The organism is Martelella mangrovi (genome assembly GCF_040545495.1).
GTDB classification, from domain to species: Bacteria; Pseudomonadota; Alphaproteobacteria; order Rhizobiales; family Rhizobiaceae; genus Martelella; species Martelella mangrovi.
Map to the genome: position 1 here is coordinate 1 of NZ_JBEPLY010000023.1, position 22,354 is coordinate 22,354.

The 22,354-nt window shown below is 61.7% G+C and carries 31 protein-coding genes; 29 read left to right on the forward strand and 2 right to left on the reverse strand.

From position 1 onward, the window contains the following. Positions 1-285 precede the first annotated feature (285 nt). From ABID12_RS20450 to ABID12_RS20480, 7 genes are read left to right on the forward strand one after another with little or no spacing between them, the layout of a single operon-like run. On the forward strand, positions 286-783 hold the full coding sequence (locus tag ABID12_RS20450) for a hypothetical protein (RefSeq protein WP_354435906.1): 498 nt from the start codon (positions 286-288) through the stop codon (positions 781-783). 3 nt (positions 784-786) lie between these two features. Further along, positions 787-1,053, forward strand: coding sequence for a hypothetical protein (locus tag ABID12_RS20455; protein WP_354435907.1), 267 nt, complete (start codon positions 787-789; stop codon positions 1,051-1,053). Next, positions 1,050-1,397 carry a DUF2312 domain-containing protein gene (locus tag ABID12_RS20460; protein ID WP_354435908.1) on the forward strand — a complete coding sequence of 116 codons (348 nt, stop codon included), beginning with the start codon at positions 1,050-1,052 and terminating at the stop codon, positions 1,395-1,397. The genes ABID12_RS20455 and ABID12_RS20460 overlap by 4 nt, the downstream gene beginning before the upstream one ends. Further along, positions 1,394-1,951 carry a GcrA family cell cycle regulator gene (locus ABID12_RS20465; protein ID WP_354435909.1) on the forward strand — a complete coding sequence of 186 codons (558 nt, stop codon included), beginning with the start codon at positions 1,394-1,396 and terminating at the stop codon, positions 1,949-1,951. Before ABID12_RS20460 ends, ABID12_RS20465 begins: the two co-directional genes overlap by 4 nt. After that, positions 1,948-2,316 carry a helix-turn-helix domain-containing protein gene (locus tag ABID12_RS20470; RefSeq protein ID WP_354435910.1) on the forward strand — a complete coding sequence of 123 codons (369 nt, stop codon included), beginning with the start codon at positions 1,948-1,950 and terminating at the stop codon, positions 2,314-2,316. The genes ABID12_RS20465 and ABID12_RS20470 overlap by 4 nt, the downstream gene beginning before the upstream one ends. Then, a complete protein-coding gene (locus ABID12_RS20475) occupies positions 2,313-2,501 on the forward strand; it encodes a hypothetical protein (protein WP_354435911.1) in 189 nt (62 codons plus the stop codon). Before ABID12_RS20470 ends, ABID12_RS20475 begins: the two co-directional genes overlap by 4 nt. After that, positions 2,495-4,606: a DNA cytosine methyltransferase gene (locus tag ABID12_RS20480; RefSeq protein WP_354435912.1), complete on the forward strand. Its 2,112-nt coding sequence runs from the start codon at positions 2,495-2,497 to the stop codon at positions 4,604-4,606. The genes ABID12_RS20475 and ABID12_RS20480 overlap by 7 nt, the downstream gene beginning before the upstream one ends. An 8-nt stretch (positions 4,607-4,614) precedes the next feature. Here ABID12_RS20480 and ABID12_RS20485 read toward each other — a convergent pair whose 3' ends face one another. After that, complete coding sequence (locus ABID12_RS20485; protein ID WP_354435913.1) at positions 4,615-5,001, reverse strand: type II toxin-antitoxin system HicB family antitoxin; 387 nt, start codon at positions 4,999-5,001, stop codon at positions 4,615-4,617. Between the two features lie 57 nt (positions 5,002-5,058). Further along, the gene (locus ABID12_RS20490) at positions 5,059-5,247 is read right to left on the reverse strand and encodes a type II toxin-antitoxin system HicA family toxin (protein ID WP_354435914.1); all 189 of its coding nucleotides are present in this window, start codon (positions 5,245-5,247) and stop codon (positions 5,059-5,061) included. A gap of 188 nt (positions 5,248-5,435) precedes the next feature. On the opposite strand from ABID12_RS20490, the gene ABID12_RS20495 reads away from it, so the two are divergent. The 22 genes from ABID12_RS20495 to ABID12_RS20600 form a co-directional block, all read left to right on the forward strand. After that, the gene (locus ABID12_RS20495) at positions 5,436-6,116 is read left to right on the forward strand and encodes an LvrA C-terminal domain-related protein (protein WP_354435915.1); all 681 of its coding nucleotides are present in this window, start codon (positions 5,436-5,438) and stop codon (positions 6,114-6,116) included. After that, positions 6,058-6,963, forward strand: coding sequence for a hypothetical protein (locus tag ABID12_RS20500; protein WP_354435916.1), 906 nt, complete (start codon positions 6,058-6,060; stop codon positions 6,961-6,963). The genes ABID12_RS20495 and ABID12_RS20500 overlap by 59 nt, the downstream gene beginning before the upstream one ends. Further along, on the forward strand, positions 6,963-7,601 hold the full coding sequence (gene nusG / locus ABID12_RS20505; RefSeq protein ID WP_354435917.1) for a transcription termination/antitermination protein NusG: 639 nt from the start codon (positions 6,963-6,965) through the stop codon (positions 7,599-7,601). Before ABID12_RS20500 ends, nusG begins: the two co-directional genes overlap by 1 nt. A gap of 307 nt (positions 7,602-7,908) precedes the next feature. Further along, complete coding sequence (locus tag ABID12_RS20510; protein ID WP_354435918.1) at positions 7,909-8,649, forward strand: hypothetical protein; 741 nt, start codon at positions 7,909-7,911, stop codon at positions 8,647-8,649. Positions 8,650-8,796: 147 nt separating this feature from the next. After that, positions 8,797-9,459: a hypothetical protein gene (locus ABID12_RS20515; RefSeq protein WP_354435919.1), complete on the forward strand. Its 663-nt coding sequence runs from the start codon at positions 8,797-8,799 to the stop codon at positions 9,457-9,459. After that, positions 9,456-11,531, forward strand: a complete 2,076-nt coding sequence (locus ABID12_RS20520) for a phage terminase large subunit family protein (protein ID WP_354435920.1) — start codon at positions 9,456-9,458, stop codon at positions 11,529-11,531. Before ABID12_RS20515 ends, ABID12_RS20520 begins: the two co-directional genes overlap by 4 nt. Positions 11,532-11,547: 16 nt before the next feature. Further along, on the forward strand, positions 11,548-11,781 hold the full coding sequence (gpW, locus tag ABID12_RS20525; protein WP_319520205.1) for a gpW family head-tail joining protein: 234 nt from the start codon (positions 11,548-11,550) through the stop codon (positions 11,779-11,781). Continuing rightward, positions 11,778-13,535 carry a phage portal protein gene (locus tag ABID12_RS20530; RefSeq protein ID WP_354435921.1) on the forward strand — a complete coding sequence of 586 codons (1,758 nt, stop codon included), beginning with the start codon at positions 11,778-11,780 and terminating at the stop codon, positions 13,533-13,535. The genes gpW and ABID12_RS20530 overlap by 4 nt, the downstream gene beginning before the upstream one ends. A 4-nt stretch (positions 13,536-13,539) precedes the next feature. Next, the gene (locus ABID12_RS20535) at positions 13,540-14,424 is read left to right on the forward strand and encodes a S49 family peptidase (RefSeq protein WP_227023631.1); all 885 of its coding nucleotides are present in this window, start codon (positions 13,540-13,542) and stop codon (positions 14,422-14,424) included. 25 nt (positions 14,425-14,449) lie between these two features. Beyond that, entirely contained in the window at positions 14,450-14,995 is a 546-nt protein-coding gene (locus tag ABID12_RS20540; protein ID WP_354435922.1) for a hypothetical protein, read from the forward strand. A gap of 5 nt (positions 14,996-15,000) precedes the next feature. Continuing rightward, complete coding sequence (locus ABID12_RS20545; protein WP_354435923.1) at positions 15,001-15,357, forward strand: head decoration protein; 357 nt, start codon at positions 15,001-15,003, stop codon at positions 15,355-15,357. 40 nt (positions 15,358-15,397) lie between these two features. Further along, entirely contained in the window at positions 15,398-16,429 is a 1,032-nt protein-coding gene (locus tag ABID12_RS20550) for a major capsid protein (RefSeq protein WP_106305689.1), read from the forward strand. Positions 16,430-16,486: 57 nt separating this feature from the next. Beyond that, positions 16,487-16,897, forward strand: a complete 411-nt coding sequence (locus ABID12_RS20555; RefSeq protein ID WP_354435924.1) for a hypothetical protein — start codon at positions 16,487-16,489, stop codon at positions 16,895-16,897. Continuing rightward, positions 16,894-17,229 carry a head-tail joining protein gene (locus ABID12_RS20560; protein WP_354435925.1) on the forward strand — a complete coding sequence of 112 codons (336 nt, stop codon included), beginning with the start codon at positions 16,894-16,896 and terminating at the stop codon, positions 17,227-17,229. Before ABID12_RS20555 ends, ABID12_RS20560 begins: the two co-directional genes overlap by 4 nt. Next, positions 17,229-17,693, forward strand: coding sequence for a hypothetical protein (locus ABID12_RS20565; RefSeq protein ID WP_354435926.1), 465 nt, complete (start codon positions 17,229-17,231; stop codon positions 17,691-17,693). Before ABID12_RS20560 ends, ABID12_RS20565 begins: the two co-directional genes overlap by 1 nt. A gap of 40 nt (positions 17,694-17,733) precedes the next feature. Next, a complete protein-coding gene (locus ABID12_RS20570; RefSeq protein ID WP_319520197.1) occupies positions 17,734-18,150 on the forward strand; it encodes a phage tail tube protein in 417 nt (138 codons plus the stop codon). Continuing rightward, a complete protein-coding gene (locus ABID12_RS20575; RefSeq protein ID WP_354435927.1) occupies positions 18,150-18,557 on the forward strand; it encodes a hypothetical protein in 408 nt (135 codons plus the stop codon). The genes ABID12_RS20570 and ABID12_RS20575 overlap by 1 nt, the downstream gene beginning before the upstream one ends. Before the next feature lie 89 nt (positions 18,558-18,646). After that, on the forward strand, positions 18,647-18,784 hold the full coding sequence (locus ABID12_RS20580) for a hypothetical protein (RefSeq protein WP_354435932.1): 138 nt from the start codon (positions 18,647-18,649) through the stop codon (positions 18,782-18,784). Between the two features lie 56 nt (positions 18,785-18,840). Continuing rightward, the gene (locus ABID12_RS20585) at positions 18,841-20,721 is read left to right on the forward strand and encodes a coiled-coil domain-containing protein (RefSeq protein ID WP_354435928.1); all 1,881 of its coding nucleotides are present in this window, start codon (positions 18,841-18,843) and stop codon (positions 20,719-20,721) included. Between the two features lie 5 nt (positions 20,722-20,726). Beyond that, a complete protein-coding gene (locus tag ABID12_RS20590; RefSeq protein WP_354435929.1) occupies positions 20,727-21,356 on the forward strand; it encodes a hypothetical protein in 630 nt (209 codons plus the stop codon). A 1-nt stretch (position 21,357) separates the two neighbouring features. Then, positions 21,358-21,981, forward strand: a complete 624-nt coding sequence (locus ABID12_RS20595) for a hypothetical protein (protein WP_354435930.1) — start codon at positions 21,358-21,360, stop codon at positions 21,979-21,981. Next, the coding region (locus tag ABID12_RS20600) for a DUF6950 family protein (RefSeq protein WP_354435931.1) at positions 21,978-22,354 on the forward strand (377 nt) is incomplete at its 3' end. The genes ABID12_RS20595 and ABID12_RS20600, both read left to right, overlap by 4 nt.

Sequence of the window (22,354 nt, forward strand, 5' to 3'; positions counted from 1 at the left end):
GCTCGGGCTACGCCCTCCCGCGGCCCTCATGCCTGCGTCCAAAGTGGCCGACTTTTGCTCCGCCCCGCGGCCGGTTTTTACACCGCCGTTGACATTTCTCCTGCCTGCGGCCATTGTGGCCTCCCTAGTTCTCGATCGCGCCGGGCACTTCCGGCGCTGATTGAAACCTAATTTTCCGCCTGATTTCCCGCCACGGGAAACGCCGCCGGGTTTTCCCGGTGCGGGATTTTTTTGCGTTTTGCTGCGCCCGTCAATGTTGCCGCGCAGCCCATGAAGGGGAGAGCCATGAGCCTTTCTGATGCATTCCATCACCGCCTCAAGGCTGCGCAGCGCGACCTGATTGCCCGCGCCGGCGGAATTGAGCGCACCGCTGCCAAGGTGGATTTTTCCAAGAGCCAGGTGGGCCGCTGGAACAGCCCGACGGACCCGGAGATCATGCCCATCATTGCCGCCGTTACGCTGGAAGCGGATTGCGGCGTGGCGCTGGTGACCGCCGTGATGGCGGAAGCCGGTGGGCGGCGGCTGACGGACCCCGACGCCGACAAGGCGGCGGCCGTTTCGCTGATGCAGGCTTTTGCCGAAAACCAGCGGCAAGGGGCTGAGCTTTTCAATGCCTTTGCCGTGGCCATTTCCGACGGCGATTTCACGCCGACGGAAGCGACGACGGTCGATCGGCTTGCCGCCCAGCAGGAAGTTTCTCTGGCCAGCGTGCGGCAGGCCTGTGCGGCGGTGAAAGCCCATGGCGGTGAAGCAGCCGGGCTTCGCGTGGTTCGGAAGGACTGAGCGATGACCCGTTCCACAGACATTTCGGATTTTCAACCGCGTGCGGAGTGCAGGCTGGTTTGCGTGGGCGGATGGTCGTTTTGCCGGTGCGGCTGGAGCGACCATCCGGGTGGGAAATATCCGTGCCGCGCTGCGCTGGAAGATGCGCAGGACGCGGCCATTCGTGAAGCCATTGAAGGGGCGGAAGACTGGCGGCCTGCCGAACGATTGCAGCGTGGCGGTGCGCCGGCGCGGTTTGGCTCCGCGATGACAACGGAGAGACAGCGATGAGCGATTTTGACCCGATGGCCATTGGCGGCCGCACGGATGAGAACCGTGAGACGCGCGCAAAGGTGCGCGCCGGCGGGCCCGCTGTGGCGCGCGATCAACTGCGTTCGATCGTCGAGCGGATCGAGCGGCTGGAGGAAGAGAAAAAGACGATCGGCGACGACATCAAGGATGTCTATGCCGAGGCAAAGGCCACCGGTTTCGACACGAAGGCGCTGCGCAAGATCGTCGCCCTGCGCAAGAAGGATCAGCAGGAACGCCTTGAGGAGGAAAGTATCCTCGAGACCTACATGGTTACGCTCGGCATGCAGCTTTCGCTCGGCCTCGACCGGGAGGGCGATGAATGACCGGCAAACCATGGACGGAAGACGACATCGCGCGCATGGCGGCGCTTTATGTCGACGGTCTGAGCTACGCCGAAATTGCCGATGTTATGGGATGCGGCCGCAGCGCCGTCGCTGGTATTGCCAACCGCCATCGCGACCGGTTTCGCAAGCGCAATGCCGATGATCAATACATGACGCGCCGGATGGCGAACGAGGCCGAACGGCAGCGGCGGGCGCAAGAAAAGGCAGCTCAACGGGCGGTGCGGGAAGCCGAACGTGTGGCGCAGGAGCGCAAGCGTGCCGCCGAACTGGCCGAAGCGGAAAAGGCGAAAGCACTGGCGAAGGTCTCTGCCGACAGAAAGCCGGGTGACTTTGCCGCGCTTGCCATTCCCGGTGCGCGACCGGTGGCGATGCATGCGCTCGGACGCAATGATTGCCGGCTGGTGCTTACCGACCGGGATGATCCGCCGGTAGCTAACCCGCCCTGCTGCGGCCTGCCGGTCAAGGCGGGAAAACCATACTGCGCCGCGCACTGCATGCTGATGTACCGGACTGCGGAAGAGAGGGCGGCATGATGGGCGCTGTTGTTTCTGCAGCGGCATTTCGACGGCTGAAGCTGGATCACGACATCCAGAAGGCCCGCGCCGACAATCTGGAAGCCGCCCTTCGCGGACTGGAAGATACGAAAGAGGCGATGGCGCTGGGCCTGACGCCGACCGAATTTCGCATTTACAGCGTGTTGCGGCGCCATGAGGCTGCCAGCACTGAAGCGATCCTCATGGCGCTTTACAGCGACAAGCCGGATGGCGGCTCAGATTACAACATCGTGTCCGTCTACATTCACAAGCTGCGGCGAAAGCTGGAGGGCAATGGCTATCGCATAGAGAGCCGTCACGGCGTCGGCTACCGCCTGGTGAGGGCGGAAGGCGGTGAGGCATGAGCCGCCTTCAGAATATGACCGTCGAGGATCAGCGCCAGGGGCTGGCGTCAAAAGCTGTGCGCGCGCGCATTGGCGAACTTTGGGACACCGGCCGGCACTCGACCTACGAGATAGCGGCGCTCTGCCACCTCGATGAGGCGGACGTCTGCCGGATTTTGCGGGAATTGGAGGGGGTGGGATGCTGAGAGACACGCTTTTTGACCTCGACATCGGTATCAGCCGACAGGCGGGATTGGGCGGGCATGGCCTGCCTTGGATCATCGACAGCTTTGCCGGTGGCGGCGGTGCCTCGACCGGCATTGAAATGGCGCTGGGGCGCTCGCCGGATATCGCGATCAACCACAACCCGGTGGCGCTTGCCATGCATGAGGCCAATCATCCGGACACGCTGCACCTTTCGGAAAATATCTATCATGTCGACCCGCTGGACTACGTAGCGGGCCAGCATGTCGGGCTTGCCTGGTTCTCGCCCGACTGCAAGCATTTTTCCAAGGCCAAAGGCGGCAAGCCGGTGGAGCGGAATATCCGTGATCTCGCCCATGTCATTCCGTTCTGGGTTGAGCGCATTCAGGCCTCCGGCGGCAAGATCGACGTGATCATCATGGAGAATGTCGAGGAATTTTCCACATGGGGGCCGTTGATCCGCACCGACAAGGGCGAGGTGCCGGATCCGGCGCGCAAGGGTGAGACCTTCCAGAAGTGGTGCAGGCGGCTCAAGCGGCTTGGCGGCAAGCTGGAGATGCGGGAGCTGCGGGCGTTCCGCTATGGTGCGCCAACTATCCGCAACCGGCTGTTCGTGATTATCCGTTTCGATGGCAAGCCGATCGTATGGCCGGAGGAAACCCACGGGGAGCCGGATGACGCGGGTGTTTATTTCGAGCAGAAGCTGATTTGGCGCACGGCTGCGGAGATTATTGACTGGTCGTTGCCATGCCCTTCGATTTTCGAAACGGCTGCGGAAATCAAGGCAAAGCACGGCGTGGGCGCGAAGCGGCCGTTGGCGGACAACACCGAGGCACGGATTGCGCGCGGCTTTGCCCGCTATGTGCTGGAGGCCGATGCGCCGTTTCTGGTGAACCTTACGCATGGCGGCCGGTGCGAGGCGGTACCCGCGCCATTCCGCACGATCACCGGTGCCCATCGCGGCGAGAAAGCCGTGGTAGCGCCGCATGTCATGACCATGCGCAATGCCGGAAAGCCCTTCAACGGGGCCGATGAACCAACGCATACGATCACGGCGGGCGGGGCTGGGCTTTCGCTGGTCTCCGCCTTTGTGTCGCGCCAATTCGGTGCCTCGGTCGGCCATGCCGTGACCGCGCCCTCTGCCACGGTGACGGCAGGCGTGAACAAGTCGGCGCTGATCTCCCCGCACCTGGTAAGCTTGAAAGGTTCGGCGCGACGGGACAGCGCCGTGACCGCGCCGCATCCGACAGTGTTGGCGGGCGGTGGGCATTCGGCGGTGATTGCGCCGGTGCTGACCTATGCCCAGCAGGGCGGCGGGGCGCGGCCCGTCACGATGCCGCATCATACGATCTGCGCCAGTCCGAAAGACCAGAACGCCATTTTGGTGCCAACGCTGGTTCAGACCGGCTATGGAGAGCGGGCCGGGCAGGAGCCGCGCGCGCTCGATATCGGCAGGCCGCTAGGCACGGTTGTGGCGGGTGGTGTGAAACATGCTGTAGCCGCCGCCTTTGTGGCGCAGCACAACAACGACAGCCGCCGTGCCGGAGGGGTTAATCCCGGGCGTTCGGCATGCGTACCATTGTCGACGGTGACGGCGACCGGTGCACAGCAGGGTGCGGTCGCGGCCTATTGCGCCAAGTATTTCGGCACGGGGACGGGCGCATCATACCGGGAGCCGCTGCATACAGTCACGGGCTTGCCGAGGTTCGGCCATGTCCAGGCCACGATCGACGCGCCGCCCTTTACCGAGGCGCAGGTGGACAGGGCGCGGCAGGTGGCCGCGTTCCTGCGCAGACATGGGTTTTGGGATGACCGCGAATTTGTGACGCTGGAAATCGGCGGCGTGGCCTTTGTCGTGGTCGATATCGGTATGCGCATGCTGTCCCCGCGCGAATTGTTCAACGCACAGGGCTTTCCGGAAGACTATGAGATTGAGCGCGGCCCGGATGGCCACCGCTTCACCAAATCGCAGCAGGTATCCGCCTGCGGCAATTCCGTCTGCCCGCCCGTTGCCGCGGCGCTGGTGGCGGCAAATTGCGGGCATCTGGCGGTTGCCAAAACGGCCGATCCGGTTGACGCGAGGGCGAGACTGGAGGCTGCGGAATGATACAACCATCAGCCGCCAAGCTGGGCCACGCGCCGGGTCATCCAATTGACATAGGATGTGCGGGTCATGCCGCGCCGTTTCGACTCGGCATCGATAAAGGCCAGCACGTCTTCATCCAGCGTCAGGTTGGCGCGCACGGCCTTGCCGGAAAGCCGTATCAGCGGCACGGAAACAAGCGTGGCGCCGGCAGGAACGGCAACGGCTTCCGGCGCGGATGGCGCGGGAAGGGGCGTTCCGTCCTTTTCCGCTTCGATCGCCGCGTCGCGCAGGGCTTCCTCGGCGTTGAGCATGGCTTCGTCAATGGTGCCGCCCATGGCGACAATACCGTCGAGGTCAGGGAAAACGACGCCGTAAGCGCCGGTCTCGCCATCAAGCAGGGCAGGGTAACGGTTCATTCTGTTCTTCCTTTCAAAACGACCGGAGCAAATGCGGGAACCGGTGTGGGGGCTGGCCTATTCCGGCCAACCCGCCTTTTTCGCTATCGATTTCCAGACGCCCGGCGTCACCTTCCGGTGGCGTGGCACCGTGACGATGCCTTCGATTTCGGGGTGTCTGTATATGTCATGGTTTGCACCGTTGCGGGAAAGATACCAACCGTCACTTGTGAGACGTTTGATGATCTTTGCCGTTTGCTGTTCCATTGCATTTGCTCCCTTCGATGTGTATATATTTGCACTTTTTGCGCAGGCTTTGCAAGAGAAAAAGTGCATAATAATGCACGAAAATGTGCGACGACGGAGGCGTGGACATGAGCGATATTGCCACGCTCATAGCCGATATGGTGCGCGGCGGGGTCGATCCCGATCTGATCGGTCGGACGGCGGCGGCTTTGGCCGAACGCGGGCCGGAAATCACGCCCGATGACGGCGACGATGATGCCCGCCGGGCGCGCAACCGGCGCTATTACGAGCGCAAAAAGGCGTCTGAAAAGCGTCTTAATAAGACGGTTTCAGACGATATTAAGACGTTTAAGACGGTTTCAGACGAGGGGCAAAAAGAGATTTCCCCCTGCACCCCCTTTCAGAAAAAGACCCCCCTTAAAGAAAACCCCCCTAAAGGGGGTCAAAAGAAAAATCCCCCCGAGGCGGATACTCGCCTTTTCGGGGATGACGGCAAGGACAGGCGGAAACGCGGTGACGTGTCCGGTCTTGTCGATGAATTCGACCGCGATGTGTGGCCGATCTATCCGCACAAGGTGGCGAAACCCGCTGCGCTGAAAGCGTGGTGCTCGGCCCGGCAGCGTGCCGAGCGCGACACGATCATGGCCGGACTGAACCGATACGTCGCCAAACAAGACGACAGGCCGTGGTGCAATCTTTCGACATGGCTGAACCAGGACCGATGGAACGACAGACCCGCAACGTCGCCGGCGCGCGCGCCGCCGGTCAGCGGCGGACGGGAACGCATGCGAGACAGGCAGGAAAGAGCAATCCGTAACCTGAGAGGCGACGATGAACGCGATCACGGAAAAACCATCGACATTGCAGCAGGAGATTACGCGGCTGAATGACGAACTGAGGCCGGCAACGCCGGAGGAAATCGGCGACATGATGGCCTGGCTGGTCAAATGCGGGTTCTGCTTTCCCGAATCGCTAGACCCCGCCAACGCCAAATCCGCCTATCGCTTTGCGCTTGAGGGGCAGCCGAAAGCGGCTATCAGCCGGCTTGCGCAGAAGCTGGCGCGCGGCAAGATCGAGAAGTTCACCACCTTTCTGCCGACGCCTGCGCAAATGGCAAAGCTGGTAGATGGCGAGGTTGGGCACTATCGCGACCGGCTTCGCACGATGCGTGAGGATGCCGCACGGGCGGCGGAAACCGAAACGCCAAAGGCTGCGCCGTTCGGCAAGGTCTGGGGGGCATGGCGGATGGCGCTGCTGCTCGCCGGGCCGACCGTGACGGTCGAGGCGGAAGACTTCCGGGCGAAAATTCGCGCTGCATTCGACGTTCTGGGGCGGACATCGCTTTCCGCCGCACAGCGCTACGTGACAGCGCGCGGCATCGGGATCGGGGAAGACGGAACACTGGTTTTTCCCGAGGATTTCGAAATCCGGGAGCGGCAGAGACGGCAGGCGGCTTATGGCTTTCCGGAAGTGAACCGGCTGCATGAGGCAGCGGAAAAACGGAAGTTTCTTGCCGCTGACATGCGCTGGCGTGCGCTTGGCGACTGCATGGAGCCGGTACCCGTCGGGTCTGACATGTGGAAGGCATGGGAAGCGTGGCACAGCGCGCAGAACATGCCTTTCGTGCCGGATCCCGAAAACCAGCGCGTGGTGTTCTTTCCAAAGGGCGGGCCTGAGGCAATAGCCTCATTCGAGGCTGCGTTGCGGGATATTGGGAATGCGGGGGCAGCGGCATGATGGCGGCACGGATCGACGACCTATCGAAGCGTGAACAGGCGGCGCTTGCCCGCTGGGCCAAAATGCGGTCGATGTGGGCAAATTTTATCGATGCGGCCACTCGGCGGCATTGGCGGGACTGCGAAGAACGGGCTCAGTGGCTGGTGCTTGCCATCGACGGGCGGAAGGCGGAATCGGTTCGTGATTCGCTGGAAGATGCAGATGTTGAAACGCTGATGCCAATGGAAAAACGGATCGTTATTCACAGCAGGACGAAAGAAAGGATCACGCGGGAGCGGCCGCTTTTGCCGGGATATCTGATGGTGCGCTGCATCATCGGTCCGGCGGCACTGATGGGGTTGAACGGTGTGGCAGGCGTTCGACATGTGCTGCTTATGGCGGATGGCGATCCCTATGTCGTTAACAACAATGTTGTCATGAAATTCAAAAAGTTGAACGAAATTTCTGATGAAGAAAATGAGGAATTATGCGAGGTTTCAAAGGGGGATTTCGTCGAGGTCATGTGTGGTCCGTTTGAAGGTATCCGTGCACATGTCCGGTCTGTAGATACGCGCAAGAGGCTCGCCGTGATCAAAGCGACGATGTTCGCCGGAAAGCTGGATATTCCGATACCACTTGCATTTGTCGAAAAGCTGTGAGTTATTTGTCAGCGGACAAGGCGTCGTATCATACGCTACCGTTGCTGCTTCTGGCGGCTGACCCCCGGAGGGGGCGATCACGGCAAGCGCTTCGCCCCCAGCCCTGACGACAGCCGATAGGCAAACGCGATTCAGGGCCAGTGCGTAAGCTATGTTTTCATGACAGACTGAATACACCAGAGCGCGGTTGCCGACGGTCGCGATTGGACATTGGCTGGCTGCAGCGGCAACGCGGCTGGCGACCTTCAAGGGCGGATCGTGAAAGCGGTCCGCCCTTTTGTGCGTCTTAGGACAGAAGGGTTTTTCCATGCTTTCTGCCCATATCGACATCGACCTGACGCGCTTTGAGGCAAAGCTGACGTCGGTGCAGCGCCGTGAACTGCCGAAGGCGGAAGCGCTGGCGCTGAACTGGCTGGCCTATGACGGGATGCGGGCGGTGCGGGCAAAGATGAAAGTCGTGTTCGACCGTCCTACCGCGCGGGCCATTCGCGGGATCGTCTATGACAAGGCGAGCGAGAGCAATCGGGTTTCAGCGGTTGTTGTTGGTGGATCGGGGCGCAAGGGCGGACTTCCGGCGGCGGCCTATCTTGGCCCGGAAATCCATGGCGGTATGCGCCGGCACAAGTCGTTCGAGGAACAGCTGATCGGGCGGGGACTGATGGCCCGAAATCAGGTCGCCGTGCCGGCGGATCGGACACCGCTCGACCGCTACGGCAACATGACGCAAGGGTTCTTGAACCGCGTGATGCGGGATCTGAGGATTGACTATCGCGGAGCTGGAGCAACGAGGGTTGCCAGCGGCTCGAAACGGCGGAAGCGCCGCGCCAAGCCCAACCAGTTTTTCGTGCCGGAAGGGCGTTCGGACCTGTTCCCGGGGGTCTGGTTTTCCGGGCGTACGGAACGGGAGTTCTATCCGGTGATCCTGTTCGTGCGGATGACGTCCTATTCGGAGCGGCTGAAACTCAATGAGATTGTCGCCGATCTGGTGCGGCAGAAGAAGGATCGGACATTCCGCCGGGCCTTCAAAAAGGTCTTTCCGAAGACCTGACCTCAAACACATTCAAAATTGCGACGGGTCCTTCCTGGGTCCCTTTGCCATGCGGGTATTTGGCACCGCGCGGGTTCGTCAGTCTGAGCCCGAAACTCAAGCCTAAAGTCCAAGCCTAAATTAAAGTCAGGGACGTGTTTAGCCACCATGGAAACCATGCCGGACAGCATGAGCAAGGCCGAATTTGCGGCCCTGATCTCGGTATCTGCGGGCCGCGTCTCGCAATATCTGAGCGCCGGCCAGATCCATGGCAGGGCGATTGAGGGTGAGGGGCGTTTTGCCCGCATTCGCCCCGATGTCGCCATCGGCCAGCTCGGTCTCACCATCGATCCCTCCCAAGGGTACGGCGCCAACGGAAAAGCCCCTACAGCGACAAGCAAGAAACAGGCTGAATTCCCGCGTGCCGAGCGCCGGGCGAGCGCGGCGGCGGAATTGCCGCTGCGCTCGCCTGCAGACGATCCTGAAGAGGAAGACCTTGCCGAGCAGCTCGCCCGCGAGCGGCTGCAACAGCAGCGATACAAGACCGCCCAGATGGAGCGGCAGGAAAAGGCGGAAGCCGGGATCTATACCCGCACCGAAGATGTGCGCCGCGAGATCGGCCGGGCCTCGTCGGAAGCCTTCAAGGTGATGGAACAGGGATTGCCGGATCTGGCAACGGCCGTGGCGGAAGCCTTCACACTGCCGCAGCGCGATATCCAGAAGGTCCTGGCGCGCAAATGGCGTGATGTCCGGGTGAAGGCGGCGGAAGCCTTCCGCGAGGATCGCGACCAGACGCCGGAGATGATCGAGGAAGAGGCGGGCGCCGAATGACCATGCTGTTCAATCCGGAGCGGCTGATGTTCGAGGCTCTGGCAAACGCCTGCGAACCACCGCCACCGGTCGATTACCTTGGCTGGGCCAAGAGCAATATCGTGTTTTCCGAGCGTATCTCTGCGTTTCCGGGGCCGTACCGGGAAGACATGTTCCCGTTCTTCTCCGAGATCCTGCGGGCGTTGTCGCCGGATGATCCGTGCTCGATCGTGACGCTTTCGAAATCGGCGCAGGTCGGCGGCACGGTGCTGGCCAATATCTTCCTGCTGGGCACGCTTGACCTCGACCCCTGCGATTTCCTCTATGTCCATCCGACAGAGGAAAACGCCTCGCGCTGGTCGAAGACAAAGCTGATGCCGCTGCTGCGCGAGACGGTTTCCGTGCGGGCGCTGTTTCCCGAAGCCGGTCGCGATGGCGGCAATTCGATCCTTTACAAAGAGCGCGTCGACGGGCGCGGCGCGGTGCAGGCCGCCGGCGCCAATTCGGCAGCCGGTCTTTCGATGATCTCGCCGCGCGCCCAGGTGCAGGATGACCTGGCCAAATGGGTCTATAACGAGGCGGGCGATCCGGAAAGCCAGGCCGACAGCCGGTCGAAGGCCTTCTTCAATCGCAAGGTCTTCAAGATCTCGACGCCGCTGATTGCACCGGGCTGCCGGATCACGGCCAATTATCTGGCCGGCACGCAGGAGCGCTATCATGTGCCGTGCCCGCACTGCCATGAGCTGCAGCCGCTCGAATGGGAGAATATGCGTGATCACATCGATCCGCAGCATCCCGAACTGGCGCACTTCGTCTGTGTCCATTGCGGTTGCGAGATCCACGAGCATCATCGCCAGTGGATGGTCGATCCGGAGAATGGTGCGGAATGGGTGGCCAAATATCCGGAGCGTGCGCGTTATCATCGCTCGTTCCATGTCTGGGTGCCGTATTCGCCGCTGGAAAGCTGGGAGGCGATTGCCCGGGCATGGCTGAAGGTCCAATCGGGCGGCGAGGATGACAAGGAAAAGGGCGCCGGCGCCGAACAGGTGTTCTTCAACGATACGCTGGGTCTTGCCTATGAAGCCGACAACAAGGCGATTGCCTGGGAGGACCTGCGCGACCGGGCCGAGGAAACCGGTTTCCGACGCGGTGTTGTTCCGGGCGACATGCTGGCGCTGACGATCGGCATCGACGTCCAGGGCGATCGTGTCGAATGGCTGCTGAGGGGCTGGGGCCGCAACAAGACGAGTGCGGTCATCGATTACGGCGTGATCGACAGCCGGGCAGGTAGCCACCTGCCGGGCTATCGCGAGCATTCGGGCCATATCTCGGAACATCAGGTCATGGAGGCGCTTGACCGGCTGATTGCCAAACGCTGGCCGGATGAGAACGGACGCTTGCGTGATGTCGATCGGGTCGCAATCGACGGCAATGCCTATACCGAAGATGTCTGGTTCTGGGCCCGGCGCCATCCGCGTTCGAAAGTGATCATGGTGCGCGGTGATAACCGCGATGCCGCACCGCTCCTCAGTCAGGTGCGCGAATACGACAAGCGCGGCCGGCCGAAGAAACAGAAATGGTCGACGCGGTTCTTCAACTTCAACGCCTCGGTGATGAAGATGGGGCTTTATCGTGACTTCCGGAAAGATGATCCCGAACAACCGGGCTTCATCAGCTTTGCCATCGGCCTCGGAGACAATTTCTATCAGCAGGCCACATCCGAGGTTAGGATCAAGGAAAAGGACCGCAACGGCTATCCGCGCTGGGTTTGGAAACTGCCCGACGGGCAGCGCAACGAAGTGCTCGACATGCTCAACCAGTCGCGCGCTGCGGCCATCCGGCTCAACGTGCCTTACTGGACCGATGAGGAATGGGATGCGCGGGCAGAAGAGCTTGCCCGGCAGGAACCGGAAGAACAGGGCGATCTTGAGGACCTGATCGGCAGCCTTGCTGTTTCGATAAAGGCCGTCAGCGATGCGGGCAAGACGCCGGAAGAAAAGCCAAAGCCTTCACCGGACGCGCCCGTTTCCGACCGCGTTGCGGCGGCGATGCGCCGGGCCGAGCGGGCCGCGCAACGCACCCGGCCGGGATAACAAGAGGACAGATATCATGCCTTCGACAGACGAACGGCTGACGCTGGAAACCCGGCTCGGCGAGGCGAAGCTTGCGCTTCACCGGCTGGAGATCGGCCAGAGCGCGGTGACGCTTTCCTATGATGGCGAGAGCGTCACCTATTCCGGCGCCGATCGGTCATCGCTTCGCGCCTATATCCGCGACCTCGAAACAAAGCTCGGGCTTCGCCGGTCATCGCGGCCGCGCGGGCGGGGAGTGATCTTCGGATGACAGTGGAAATTCTCGGACCAGACAGCAGACCGCTTGCCGCCGATGTGCGCAATGCCGCTCGCCTGCAGGCGGCGCGTAACCGGCAAATGGCAGCGTCCGTGTCGGGCGAGGCCGTCACGCGGGCGGCCTATCAGGGTGCATCCTACGATCATCCAAGCTTTGCCGGTTGGAAGGCCGGCAACTATTCCGGCCAGTCGGCGCTCACCTTCTCGCGGTCGACACTGGTCGATCGGCTGAATGATGTAGCGCGCAATGACGGCTGGGGTGCTGCCGGCACGTCGCGGCTGGTCGACAACATCATCGGCGCCGGCTGGAAGCTTGCGGCCCGGCCGAACCACACGACGCTGAACCTCACCTTTGACCAGGCCGAGGCAATCGCCACGCAGATCGAGGGGCTATGGCGGGACTATACGCAGGACGTCGACATGTGGTGCGACGCCGAGCGGACGAAGAACATGGCCGGCATTCTCGGCCTTGCCGCGCGCAATCGCTTCGGCCCGGAGGGCGAGAGCTTTGCCGTCATCGTATGGCAGGAGAATGCACCGCTGTTTTCCACGGCGGTGCATATGATTGATCCGGCCCGGTGTTCGAACCCGAAGGGCACGCTCGACAGCGAATATCTGCGCGACGGCGTGGCCATTGACGGCTATGGCGCACCGGTCGGCTATCACTTCCGCAAGAGCCATCCCGGCGATGTCTATGCCGGCAATACCAAACTCTGGTCCTGGGAATATGTCAGCCGGTCGACCGAATGGGGCCGCCCGGTTGTGGTTCATGCCTTCGATCCGAAACGACCGGGCATGACGCGGGGGGCTTCCGACTGGGCGCCGATCATGCGTTCCATCAAGCAATCGACGGATTACGAGGATTTTGAAAGTCAGGCGGCGATGCTGAATGCGATCATGGCCGCCTTCATCGAAACCCCGTTTGATCCCGAAGAGATGATGGCAGCGCTCGATGCCGATGGCGGCGAGGGTGCGCTGGGCAGGATCTATGGCGAGATGTCGGAAGCCCAGAAGGCTTATTATGGTGCCGCCCCGATCAGCTTGCCGGGCGTTCGTGTCAACACGCTGCTACCCGGCGAGAAGGCCAATCTGACGAAACCGGAACACCCGAATGCGAACTTCGAGGTGTTCGTCAATGCAGCGCTTCGCAAGGTCGCCTCGGCCGTTGGGCTGACCTATGAGCAACTGACCATGGACTGGAGCCAGGTGAACTATTCCTCGGCCCGTGCAGCGCTTCTGGAAATCTGGCGCGGGTTCACCGCAAAGAAAAGCAGTTTTGCCGCCCAGTTCATGGCGCCGATCTACCGGGCCTGGCTGGAGGAAGTCTTTGACAAGGGGCTTATCGAATTACCGGAAGGCGCTGTTTCGTTTGAGGAAAACCCCGCCGCATGGTGTCACGCCGACTGGATCGGCCCGGGCCGCGGCTGGATCGATCCGCTGAGAGAAGCGCAGGCTGCCGGTGAACGGCTCGATCGCAAGCTGACGACGCTGCAACAGGAATCGGCCGAACAGGGCCGGGACTGGAAGATGGATGCCGACCAGCTTGCCCGCGAGGCCCGGTATTATCGAAACCTCGGCCTGAAACATCCGGCGGAAATGGAAACCGACACGGTCGGCCGTGATGGCGGGCCGCCATTGGATGAAGCCGATCAGGACACGGAGATCGAGGAGGGCGTCAACGGCCGGAACAGCAATCGTTCCGCCCGGCGTCATCCGCTCGGTATCCCCGCAATCGGCAGGAAAGGCTGAAGCCATGAACTATCCCGAAATCGCCAGCCGCATGTTCAACACGCCGCTGATGCTGCAGCCTGCCAAGGCAGACACCATCGCCCGGGCTTTTGCCCCGCGTGTTCTCGGCCTGCCGGACGGGGATGCGGGCCAGATGGGGCTGATCGGCGAGAAGATCAGAACCGACGTCGATGACTGGGGCGAGAGGACCTATCGCGGTGTTGAACGCCCGATGGATGGCATCGGTCTGATCGAGATCGAGGGCTCGCTGGTCAACAAGGGGCGCTGGATCGGCAAGTCCTGCGGCATGACCTCCTATGAGGGGATCGGCATCCTGGCCGATGACTGCCGCGCCGATGACAGCATCAAGGCTGTTGCTATCGAGGTCGACAGTTTTGGCGGCGAGGTCACCGGCGCCTTCGATTGTGCGGAAAAGATCTTCGAACTGTCGCAGGTCAAACCGACGATCGCGGTTTTGACGGATCACGCCTGTTCGGCAGGTTACCTTCTGGCCTCGGCGGCCCGGCAGATCGTGCTGCCCTCGACCGGTCTTTGCGGCTCGATCGGTGTTGTCTCGGTTCATGTCGATGTCAGCGGCTGGCTGAAGAAGGAGGGGCTGAATGTCACCATCCTGAAGGCCGGCGCGCACAAGGCCGATCTCAATCCTTATGAGGCCATCCCCGAGGATGTGCTGGCGCGTGAGCTTTCCGAGCTGGAAGAGCTGCGTGTCGAATTCGCAGAGACGGTTGCCCGGTTCCGTGCCGGGCGGCTTTCGAAAGAGCAGGCGCTTGCCACGGAGGCGGGCGTCTATCGCGGCGCAAAGGCGGTCTCGATCGGGCTTGCCGATGCCGTTGCGCGTCCCTCGCAGGTGCTTGCTGCCTTCGGGGCTGAGCTGGGCCGTGCGGCCTGAAACGATCAACCAAAAGGAAATCGATATGTCGAATGTCACGCGCGGCCTGTCCGCAAGCGTGCTCGCTGCCATGCGCGGCGGCAGGGCCGGAAACCGGATGGAAGACGATCCGGAAAAGGAAAACCCGGAAGACGAGCTCGAAAACGGGAAGAAGGACCCCGAGGCCGAGGCGGATGATCCCGATCCGGACGCCGAAGACGAGGGCGCCCCCGGTGATGATCCCGATGGCGAGGACGAAAAGCCGGTCTCGGCGACCGCTTCGGCCCGCGCCGATGAACGCTCCCGGATCCAGGCGATCCTGACGCATCCGAAGGCTTCGGCCAATGCCGAGCTTGCCGGTCATCTGGCGTTCTCGACGGCTTACTCGGCCAAAGAGGCAAGCGCGATCCTGAATGCCTCAACCCCTTCGGCGTCAACGGGCGGCAATCGCCTTGCCGATCGCATGGCGGGCAAGACGCCGAAGCTCGGCGCCGGCGGTGCACCTTCTGCCGCTTCCGAACGTCAATCGCTGCTGGCAGCTGTCGGCGGCGCCATCAACGCGCGGCATGGCCGCCGCAACACCGGAGAGTGAGACCCATGGAAACGGCAAGCTTTGCCCCCAATGACCTGATCGTCGGCGACGTTCAGGTCGTCACCCGCACTGTCACCATCGCCAGCGGACAGGACCTGAAGCGTGGCGCGGTGCTCGGAGAAATCACGGCGGACAGCAAGCATACGCTGTCGCTGGCCGCTTCGGATAACGGCTCGCAAGATCCCGACTGCATCCTTGCCTTTGATGTCGATGCCTCGGGCGGCGACGTGGAAGCGCAAGCCTATTTTGGCGCGGCAGTTGACGCCGCAAAGCTCACCTTCGGCGCCGGTCATGACGCTGCAAGCGTCGAGCAGGTTTTCCGCCGCAAGGGTGCTGCACTCTTCGTGCGCAGGCTCGATTAAGTCAATCCGCCAACCCTGAAAGATACAGGAAATCAATGCCATGAGTGAACTTCTTCTGAATACGGCGGAACTGGTAACGGTTCTGCCGCCGCGCGATCGGCCGGAAGCCTTTCTGCGCAACCGCTATTTCCCCACAACGGTTCTCTCCGAACAGGAGGAAATCGTCTTCGATCGGATCCTGCCCGATCGCGAGCTCGCACCGTTCGTCCATCCGGACGTGCCCGGAAAGGATGCGGCCAATCGCGGGTTTACCGCGACCAGCCTGAAGCCGGCCTATGTGAAGCCGCAGAACACGCTGCGCCCGTCCGGCAATCTGATCCGCATGCCGGGCGAACAACCCGGCGGTGCGGTCTCGCCCGAACAGCGCTATGCCCAAAACATCGCCCAGATCCTCGATGACCAGGACATGCGCATCACCCGGCGCGAGGAGCTGATGTGTTCGGAAGTCCTGCGCACAGGTCGGGTGATTGTCGAGGGCGAGAACTACCCGACCCAGACGGTCAACTACCAGCGCGCGCCCGAACTCACCATTGCGCTTTCGGGTGCTGCCCGCTGGGGCGAGAGCGGCGTCGATCCTTACGACGATATCGAAAACTGGATCGATCTTCTGGCGATCACCGATGGCTTTACAGCCCGCGAGGTGACGCTCGGCCCGGGGGCGGCAACGCTGCTGAAGCGCTCCGAACGCTTCCAGAAGCTTCTCGACATTCGCCGGCAGGCGAGCGGCTCCATGGAGTTCGGTCCGGTGTCGACGGGCGCCGAGGGCAAGTATTCGGCCGTGCTCGGTCAGGTCGGCGAGACTACCTTCCTGCAGTATTCGCAGGGCTACACTGCAGGCGGTGTTAAAAGCAATTTCTGGCCCAGCTATGGCGTCGGCATTCTCGATCCGCAGGGGTTCATGGGCCACTTCGGCTATGGCGCCATTCTCGATGACCAGGCGCTCGTGCCGATGGAACGTTTCCCCGACATGTGGCGGGAGAAGAACCCCTCGCGCACCATCCTCCAGACGCAGGCAGCCCCGTTGCCGATCGCGCCGGAACCGAACGCCAGCCTGTTTGCGCTTGTTCGCTGATCAGGGTCGGGCGACGGAAGTCGCCCACCCAAACCAGACAATAATGGAGCAAAAACAATGGCAAATACACGCAAGTTCAACACGACAGTAAAGATCGGCGGCAAGACCTATGCCCCGGGTGAGGATGTGCCGGTCTCGAAGAACGGGCTCAGTGAAGCCGATGCCGACAATCTCGAGAGCGTGTTCGGCAAGTGGCGCAAGGCGTCCGACACGACGATCGACAAGCGGATTGCCGCACTGACGGAAGAGCGGGACACGCTCGCCGATCGCGTCGAGGCGCTGACCAAAGAACGCGATGCGCTGGCGGACAAAACCGATGGCAGCGAGGACATTGCCGAACTGACCGAAAAGCTGAAGGCCGTCACCGAAGAACGCGATCAGCTTTCCGAGGACAATGCCACGTTGGCCGGTGAGTTGAAGAAACTGCAGGCCGACGAGGATGACGACAAGGCAAAGGACCAGACATGAGGATCGAACGGCCGGCGATCTTTGCCGGCATGGGCGAGGCCTTCGCCGGCACGTTCGGCAATGTCGATTGCCTGTTCACCGTGGACGGCATCGCTCTCCCGGATCCGGTGCGCGGGATCCTCCGGCAGAAACGTGAGCTGGAGCTTGCCGATGCGTTCGGCCGGCAGGATGTCGAGGCCGTCACCCATGTGCTTTCGGTTCCTGCGACCGGGCTTGAAGACCTCGAAAGCGAGCGGGATACCGTCACCATTGGCGGCACGGTCTACGACATCTGCAATGTCACCGATGACGGCCGCGCCATGCTGAAAGTCTGGCTGCGAGGCGATATCTGATGGCGCATCTCCGCACCCAAATCTTCGATGCGATCCTCGCCCGGCTATCCGCAATTCCGGAGTTTGCCGGTGACGGCAAGGTCAAGCGGGCGCGCACCAGCGCCATCCGCGAAAGCCTGCTTCCGGCGCTGACCGTCACCTGGGCAGAACATCAGGAAACGGCTGAACTCCGGCCATGCGCCGGGCCGAATGGTGAGGATGGCTACGACCGGCGCCTGCCGATCGATGTGATTGCGCACTTCAAGGCCGAGGAACCCGATATCGAGTTCGACCGGATTGCTGTTCTGGTCGAGACCGTGCTCGGGCACGCGATCAAGCTCGATGGCCTGGTAATTGAGATGACGCTTTCGGAAAGCCGGGCCTTTGTTGATCGCGCCACCGGCATCGCGCTTGGTGCTGGGGCGCTGACCTTTGTGGCGGAATACAAGACCCTCGCCGCCGATCCCGATACGGCGGCGCACTGAAACACAGATGACATCCCGAAACGAACAAGGAAACATGATCATGGCACTTGGCCGCGAACTGATCATCAAGCGCAAGAATGACGCGACAGAGGAATTTGATATCGTCTGCGTTGTCGAGCAGCGCTCGCTCAACATCAACAATGAGGAAGTCGACACCACCAAACCGAATTGCAACAATCCGGGCGGTGTTCTGAAATATTCGTCCATCGGCGGCGTCCAGTCGGTTCGCTGGTCGGGTTCCGGAGCCTATGTCAGCTCGGCGACACAGGCTCTGGTGCTGAGCGATATTCTTGCGCAGGCGCGGGCAGAGTATCAGGTCACGGTGCCCTCTGTCGGAACGTTCGAGGGGCTGATGACTATGCTTTCGGCGAACTTCCAAGGTGATAAAACAGGTGAGCTGACCTGTGATCTTTCCGGCGTCTTTGACGGGGACGTCGCCTTTGCGGCGGCTGCCTGATGAGCGCATTCGCCAATGAACTGCGCGGCGAGGCGGCGATCACAATCGGCAGTGAAAGCTTTGTCGTCGCCGTCACCTTTGCCGGCCTGATGCGCCTGTCGCAGGCAATCGGCGCGCGTACGATGGACGAGATCTATCAGCGCCTGCTCGGCTTCGAGCCCTTTGCGGTTTCCTGCGCGATCCGCTGCCTTGCCGTTGCCGATGATGACGACGCGCGGGCCGCTATCGCTGCCCGGGTGCTGTCGGGCAAGAATATCTCGGCCGCCGACCAAGCGAACTGGCGCACCGGTATCGAACAGGCACTGACCGCCCATATCGAGGCGGGCAATGCACTGCGCGAAACATCGTCGCCTCTGGAAGACGTGGAGGCGGCCGTCACAGGAAAAAAGCCTCAGACAGCGTCCTGATCGCCGATCACGTCAGGACGCTGTTCGAACTGGCGGTGGCTTCCGAGCGTCTCGGCTGGTCGCCAGCCACGTTCTGGGCTGCAACACCCTTGGAACTTTCCATGGCCATTGCCGGCGTAACGGGCAAGTCCTCACAGGCTTCCCCTGTCAGCCGCACGCGGATCCGCGAGATCGTTTCCAGCCATGGCCCGCAAAAATCCATTCGTCAGAAGGCTGACAGCAGATGAGCAGACCGGATATTCCTGTCCGTATCGGTGCGGATGACCGTGAGTTCAAGACGGCGATGACCCGGATCAGGATGCAGGCGCGCACCGCGGCCAATGATACGGCCAGTTCGTTCATGTCGATCAAGAAGAAGGTCGGCGGGCTGGACGGGATATTCGGGGTATTGCGGGGCGGTCCGGCGGGGCTTGCCGCCTCACTCGGGCTCGGGGTGATGGTCAGCGAAACCCAGAAGGCTGTCAATGCCGTGGCCGATCTCGGCAAGGCCGCCAAAACGGCCGGTGTTGATTTTGAAGTATTCCAGGAGCTGCGTTACGCGGCCGTCAAGAGCCGGATCGAGCTTAACGCCCTGACTGATGGCCTGAAGGAAATGCAGCTTCGGGCTGATGAATTCGTCAAGACTGGCGGTGGCAGTGCTGCTGAGTCCTTTAAACGGCTTGGCGTGAACGCGCGCGATCTGACACGAATGCTGCGCGATCCTGCCGCGATGTTCGACACCTTGATCGGGAAGATCAGGCTATTGGATCGGGCGGCACAGATCCGGGTTCTGGATGAAATCTTTGGTGGAACCGCTGCCGAACAGTTTTCGTCGTTAATGGATGAATCCGTCCAGAGCATCGCCGACGCCCGCCAGGAAGCCCGTGATATGGGCGCCGTCATGGACGATGAACTGCTGCGTAAGGCCAATGACATCAATGCGGCATGGGAAACGATGGCGCTGGTGATCGGCACCAATGTGAAAGGTGCGCTCGTCGATATTGCCAGTCTTATGGGCGACCTTTGGGTGAGCATCGATGAATTTACCGCCATCTTGATGAAAATCCCGCGCGAGATGGAGAATATCCGCGATGCCGGCGAGATGATGGGATCGCTGGCGAGTATGAGGCCAGGTGACAGTGATCTTGGCGTGGTGAAAGGCGGGCGTGTCAATCCGGGAGCGACACAGGAAGAAATCGACGCAAATAATGAAGAACTGCGCAAGCAGCTCGATGCTTCATCTGCCATCACGCAGGAGATCGATCGTCAGAACAGTCTGACCACGGAACAGCTTGCCCTTGAACGCGAAATCAATTCACTGCGCGGGCAATACGAGACGGCCGGCGCCTATTACACTGAAGATCTTCTGAAGCAGAAGGCGCAGGAGACGATTGATGCCAAGGCGGCGCGTAAAACATCGCGCCGGACCGGCGGTAAAGGCGGCGGTGGTTCTGCTTCTACCGCGATTGATCGGGAGCGCGAGGCTGTCGAAAAACTCATTCAGGCGCTGCAGGACGAACTGCAGATGTCCGAAATGACGGCAGACCAGAAAAAGGTGTTCGAGAACCTGCGGCGCGCGGGAACCGCAGCGACCGATGCGGAAAAGGCCTCGATCCGGGAGCTGACGCTTGCAATCGAGGAACAGAAGGACAAGCAGGAGGCCGCAGCCGACACTGCCGATTTCTTCCGCGACACGGCGCGCGACAGCTTTATGGCGTTGGTGCCGGCGATTGAGACGGGCAATGCTGCCCTCGATACACTGATCAACAAACTGATCGAGGCGGCAGCGCAGGCCGCGCTGTTCGGCGACGGGCCGCTTGGCGGTCTGTTCGGTGGCGGCCTGCTCAGTGGCTTTCTGCCGGCGCATGCCACGGGCACGAACTTCACCCAGGGCGGCATGGCGCTGGTTGGCGAACGTGGCCCGGAGATCCTGAATCTGCCGCGCGGGGGCGAGGTTATACCGCATCACCGCGTCGCTGCTGCACTTCATACGAGGGGCGCGGCCGCCAGTGGCACTGTCAACAATATCAATTTCGGCGGTATCAGCATTGCGATGCAGGAGGGGACGAAGCCCGAGGATGCCGCCGCTAACGGACAGGAAGTCCGACGGCAGCTAGATCAGTTCGCGCGTCATGAACTGCCTGTTCTGATTCAGAAACACCAGCGCAACCCGAATCGACGGTGAGCACCATGCAGTCTCTTTCTCAATTCTTCGACCATCTGCCGTTCTTGCCAATGCGGTGGAATATCCAGCGCAATGATGAATTGTCTGGTACGGGCGAGGGGGGCTACTGGCAAGCGGAGTTGGGGCCCCCGCTCTGGCAAGCCGAGGTTTCCGTCCGCCCGGTTCTGCTGACGCAGGCCGCGGAAATCTCGGCTTCGGTAAATCGGCTACGCGGCGCGCAGGAGCCGTTCCTGTTTCGCGATCCGTTTATCTGCGGCCCGAGGCGTGATCCGTCCGGAAACCAGTTTGGTGGCGCCTCGGTGACGGTGGCTTCGGTCAGCGGGTTTTCGCTGGGGCTATCGGGCCTACCGGCAGGCTATCAGCTGTCGATTGGCGACAAGTTGCAGATCACGTCGAGCGGTAAAACCGCCTTTGTCGAGGTCTCGGAAAATGTGGTTGCCACGGCTGGCGGGACCACGGGCGCGTTCGATGTGTTCCCGCGGCTTCCGGCCCTTGTCAGTGCCGGGGATGTGGTCACGCTGGTGAAGCCTGCCTGCCCGTGCGTAATCGTGCCAAAGTCATACAAGCCTGGCAGTGCCAGTGGCAACATTGTGCGCGGCATATCGTTTTCAATCATCCAGAAGCGGGGTGTGTGAGATGAAAAAGGTTTCGGCATCCTTCATGGATGCGCTGGTCAATGCGCGGGAGCGGGGACTTGTGGCGCGGTCGCTGGTCTATGTGACGGCGCGGGATCGTGACGCGGGCGTGCCGGTTTCGCTTGGGTTCTGGAATGGTGGCGAGGATCTCGGCATCGATGTGATCGATGGCGAAAGTGGGGCCGTGGTGACGCGGACCTATATCAGCGGGGTCAATCTGGAGGTTCCGGAAATCCCGCGGGTTTCAGACATGACCATCCAGACGGTGGATATCAAATTCTCTCAGATCGCGCCGGCCGTGCAGCAGCTCGTGCGTGGCTGGGATGTCCGTCTAGCGCCGGTCGAAGTGCATCAGCTGCTTCTCGACCCCGAAACAGGGCAGGCGGCGGGGCCGGCAGAGGTTTCCTTTCTCGGCATTGTCGATGGTCAGCCGGTGGAAACGCCGGCGGCGGGCGAGGAAGGGGCTATCACGCTCAATCTGATCTCGTCGGCCATTGCCATGCTGGCGCGCACAAACCCTCTGAAATCCTCCCATGAGGGCCAGAAGCGGCGGGATGGCGATGAATTTGGCCGCTATTCCGGCGTTGTCGAGAATTGGGACATTCCGTGGGGTCAGGACACATGAATCCGCTTGTCAGAATGGACGGCTGGCGTGGCCGGTTCGATGCGGCCTGCGACGCCATGCGCAGGACGCCGTTTTCATGGGGCGACAATGATTGTTTCGCCGGGCTTGTGGGCGGTCTCTCCGAGGCGCTGATCGGTGCGGATATCGTTGTCCCGTGGCGCGGGCGGTACACAACCGGCGTTGGCGCATTGCGGGTGATGCGCAATGACGGTTTCGACAACCTTGCCGACCTCGTTGCCAGCGTTCTGCCGGAAATCCACATTTCGCGCGCCCGTGTTGGCGATGTCGCGGCGATCCCGTCCAACGACGGTTTCGGTTTTACCCTCGGCATTGTCAATGGCGAGCGCATTTTCGTGCTGCGGCCGGAAGGCTT

What these genes read in the sequence shown, in the direction of transcription:
- ABID12_RS20450 (WP_354435906.1), top strand. Translation starts at nt 286, where the DNA reads ATGAGCCTTTCTGATGCATTCCATCACCGCCTCAAGGCTGCGCAGCGC.
- ABID12_RS20465 (WP_354435909.1), top strand. Translation starts at nt 1,394, where the DNA reads ATGACCGGCAAACCATGGACGGAAGACGACATCGCGCGCATGGCGGCG.
- ABID12_RS20550 (WP_106305689.1), top strand. Translation starts at nt 15,398, where the DNA reads ATGAGTGAACTTCTTCTGAATACGGCGGAACTGGTAACGGTTCTGCCG.
- ABID12_RS20455 (WP_354435907.1), top strand. Translation starts at nt 787, where the DNA reads ATGACCCGTTCCACAGACATTTCGGATTTTCAACCGCGTGCGGAGTGC.
- ABID12_RS20520 (WP_354435920.1), top strand. Translation starts at nt 9,456, where the DNA reads ATGACCATGCTGTTCAATCCGGAGCGGCTGATGTTCGAGGCTCTGGCA.
- ABID12_RS20590 (WP_354435929.1), top strand. Translation starts at nt 20,727, where the DNA reads ATGCAGTCTCTTTCTCAATTCTTCGACCATCTGCCGTTCTTGCCAATG.
- ABID12_RS20585 (WP_354435928.1), top strand. Translation starts at nt 18,841, where the DNA reads ATGACCCGGATCAGGATGCAGGCGCGCACCGCGGCCAATGATACGGCC.
- ABID12_RS20510 (WP_354435918.1), top strand. Translation starts at nt 7,909, where the DNA reads ATGCTTTCTGCCCATATCGACATCGACCTGACGCGCTTTGAGGCAAAG.
- ABID12_RS20475 (WP_354435911.1), top strand. Translation starts at nt 2,313, where the DNA reads ATGAGCCGCCTTCAGAATATGACCGTCGAGGATCAGCGCCAGGGGCTG.
- ABID12_RS20470 (WP_354435910.1), top strand. Translation starts at nt 1,948, where the DNA reads ATGATGGGCGCTGTTGTTTCTGCAGCGGCATTTCGACGGCTGAAGCTG.
- ABID12_RS20540 (WP_354435922.1), top strand. Translation starts at nt 14,450, where the DNA reads ATGTCGAATGTCACGCGCGGCCTGTCCGCAAGCGTGCTCGCTGCCATG.
- ABID12_RS20480 (WP_354435912.1), top strand. Translation starts at nt 2,495, where the DNA reads ATGCTGAGAGACACGCTTTTTGACCTCGACATCGGTATCAGCCGACAG.
- ABID12_RS20535 (WP_227023631.1), top strand. Translation starts at nt 13,540, where the DNA reads ATGAACTATCCCGAAATCGCCAGCCGCATGTTCAACACGCCGCTGATG.
- ABID12_RS20485 (WP_354435913.1), bottom strand. Translation starts at nt 5,001, where the DNA reads ATGAACCGTTACCCTGCCCTGCTTGATGGCGAGACCGGCGCTTACGGC.
- ABID12_RS20490 (WP_354435914.1), bottom strand. Translation starts at nt 5,247, where the DNA reads ATGGAACAGCAAACGGCAAAGATCATCAAACGTCTCACAAGTGACGGT.
- ABID12_RS20515 (WP_354435919.1), top strand. Translation starts at nt 8,797, where the DNA reads ATGGAAACCATGCCGGACAGCATGAGCAAGGCCGAATTTGCGGCCCTG.
- ABID12_RS20560 (WP_354435925.1), top strand. Translation starts at nt 16,894, where the DNA reads ATGAGGATCGAACGGCCGGCGATCTTTGCCGGCATGGGCGAGGCCTTC.
- ABID12_RS20575 (WP_354435927.1), top strand. Translation starts at nt 18,150, where the DNA reads ATGAGCGCATTCGCCAATGAACTGCGCGGCGAGGCGGCGATCACAATC.
- ABID12_RS20595 (WP_354435930.1), top strand. Translation starts at nt 21,358, where the DNA reads ATGAAAAAGGTTTCGGCATCCTTCATGGATGCGCTGGTCAATGCGCGG.
- ABID12_RS20545 (WP_354435923.1), top strand. Translation starts at nt 15,001, where the DNA reads ATGGAAACGGCAAGCTTTGCCCCCAATGACCTGATCGTCGGCGACGTT.
- ABID12_RS20500 (WP_354435916.1), top strand. Translation starts at nt 6,058, where the DNA reads ATGAACGCGATCACGGAAAAACCATCGACATTGCAGCAGGAGATTACG.
- ABID12_RS20555 (WP_354435924.1), top strand. Translation starts at nt 16,487, where the DNA reads ATGGCAAATACACGCAAGTTCAACACGACAGTAAAGATCGGCGGCAAG.
- ABID12_RS20530 (WP_354435921.1), top strand. Translation starts at nt 11,778, where the DNA reads ATGACAGTGGAAATTCTCGGACCAGACAGCAGACCGCTTGCCGCCGAT.
- gpW (WP_319520205.1), top strand. Translation starts at nt 11,548, where the DNA reads ATGCCTTCGACAGACGAACGGCTGACGCTGGAAACCCGGCTCGGCGAG.
- ABID12_RS20460 (WP_354435908.1), top strand. Translation starts at nt 1,050, where the DNA reads ATGAGCGATTTTGACCCGATGGCCATTGGCGGCCGCACGGATGAGAAC.
- ABID12_RS20565 (WP_354435926.1), top strand. Translation starts at nt 17,229, where the DNA reads ATGGCGCATCTCCGCACCCAAATCTTCGATGCGATCCTCGCCCGGCTA.
- nusG (WP_354435917.1), top strand. Translation starts at nt 6,963, where the DNA reads ATGGCGGCACGGATCGACGACCTATCGAAGCGTGAACAGGCGGCGCTT.
- ABID12_RS20570 (WP_319520197.1), top strand. Translation starts at nt 17,734, where the DNA reads ATGGCACTTGGCCGCGAACTGATCATCAAGCGCAAGAATGACGCGACA.